General features: G+C 68.2%; 1 protein-coding gene and 1 pseudogene. Both read left to right on the forward strand.

What is annotated here, in order from left to right:
- Positions 1-25 precede the first annotated feature (25 nt).
- Positions 26-382 (forward strand): annotated as a pseudogene (locus ABZ951_RS33805) (ketoacyl-synthetase C-terminal extension domain-containing protein); the annotation flags it as partial.
- Positions 383-463: 81 nt separating this feature from the next.
- A partial coding sequence (locus tag ABZ951_RS33810; protein ID WP_361281788.1) for an acyltransferase domain-containing protein occupies positions 464-1,961 on the forward strand: 1,498 nt, incomplete at its 3' end.

Here is a 1,961-nt window from a genome sequence, read left to right on the forward strand (position 1 = left end):
GCATGTGGATGAGCCGTCGCCGCATGTGGACTGGGATGCGGGTGCGGTGCGGCTGCTGACGGAGGCGGTGCCGTGGCCGGAGACGGACGGGCGGCCGCGCCGGGCGGGGGTGTCCTCGTTCGGGGTCAGCGGGACGAATGCGCACGTCATCATCGAGCAGGCGCCTGCTGAGGAGTCCGGGATTCTGGGCCAGGAGGACGGGGAGACGCCTTCATCAGGACTGCCGCTGCCATTGCCATTGCCGTGGCCGGTGTCGGCGAAGTCGGATGTGGCCTTGCGGGCGCAGGCGGGTCAGCTGTGCCGTTTGCTCACCACCCAGCCTGAAACGGTCTTGGCGGATGTGGGGTTCTCCCTCGCCTCGGGCCGGTCGGTGTTCGATCACCGAGCGGTCGTGCTAGCCGGGGATCGGGAGGGATTCCTGGACGGGCTGTCGGCTCTGGCAGCTGGTGAGGAGCACCCGGCGGTGGTCCGGGGTACCAGCACGGGTGAGAGCGCCGGTGGGACGGTGTTCGTGTTCCCCGGTCAGGGCGGGCAGTGGGCGGGGATGGGCCTGCGGCTGCTGGAAAGTTCGGCGGTGTTCGCTGCGTCGATGCGTGAGTGCGGGCAGGCCCTGGCCCCTCACACCGGCTGGGACCTGGAGGAGGTCCTCAGGTGCCCGGGGGATGATCCGGTGTGGGAGCAGGCGGGTGTGGTCCAGCCGCTGCTGTTCGCCGTCATGGTGTCCCTGGCATCGGTATGGTCCTCCTACGGCATCACCCCCGACGCGGTGATCGGGCACTCTCAGGGCGAGATCGCCGCCGCCCACGTCTGCGGAGCCCTCACCCTTCCCGACGCCGCCAAGGTCATCGCCTTGCGCAGCGGGCTGCTGGACCAGATGATCGGCGACGCCGGAGGCATGCTCGCCGTTGCCCTGCCCGGAGAAGACACCAGCGCCCTCCTGGAGCAGCACTGGGCCGGACAGGCATGGATCGCCGCACACAACAGCCCCCACTCCACGATCGTCTCCGCCGAGAGATCAGCGGTCGAGGAGCTTCTTGCCCACTGCCGTGAGCACCGCATCAGAGCGAAACAGGTCCCCGTCGGCTACGCCTCCCACTGCCCGCACGTGGAGAGTGTGCGGGACGAGCTGCTGGCCGGCCTCGCGGACATCACCCCCCGCCAGGGGAACATCCCGTTCTTCTCAACGCTCGACAACCAGTGGGCCGACACCACCAGCCTGGACGCCGGGTACTGGTACCGCAACCTCCGGCAGCCTGTCCGCTTCACCCAGGCCATTCAGGCCCTCCACCACGACAACCATCACCTTTTCATCGAATGCAGCCCCCACCCGACCCTCACCACCGCCATCCACGACACCACCGACGACGCCAGCAACCAGGTCACCGTCACCGGAACCCTGCGCCGCAACACCGACGAGACCCACCGCCTCCTCACCAGCCTCGCCCACACCCACACCACCCGGACCGTCGACTGGACCACCCACTACACCCGCCACACCCCCCACCCCCAGCGCATTGACCTGCCTACTTACCCCTTCCAGCGGCAGCGCTTCTGGCTCACCGCGTCCCCGGACAATGAGGCAGCACAGAAGCCGTCCGTTGGGGCGTTGGGTGAGGTCGAGGCCCGGTTCTGGGAGACAGTCGAAGAACAAGATGCCCAAGCCCTCGCCACCACCCTTGACGTCCAGGCCGACGCATCCCTCGACACCCTGCTGCCGGCGCTGTCCGCCTGGCACCAGCAGCAACGCGACCAGAACACCATCAACACCTGGATCTACCGCGAAACCTGGAAACCTCACACCCCCACCACCAGAGCAGCAGCCGACGGTCTACTGACCGGAACCTGGCTAATCCCTCTCCCCGCCAGCCACACCGACCACCCCCTCATCACCGCCGTCCTCAACACCCTCCACCACCACGGCGCACACACCCTCCCCCTCCCCCTCGACCACACCCACACCA

Source organism: Streptomyces sp. NPDC046215, assembly GCF_040646215.1.
In the GTDB taxonomy this organism is placed as follows: Bacteria; Actinomycetota; Actinomycetes; order Streptomycetales; family Streptomycetaceae; genus Streptomyces; species Streptomyces stramineus.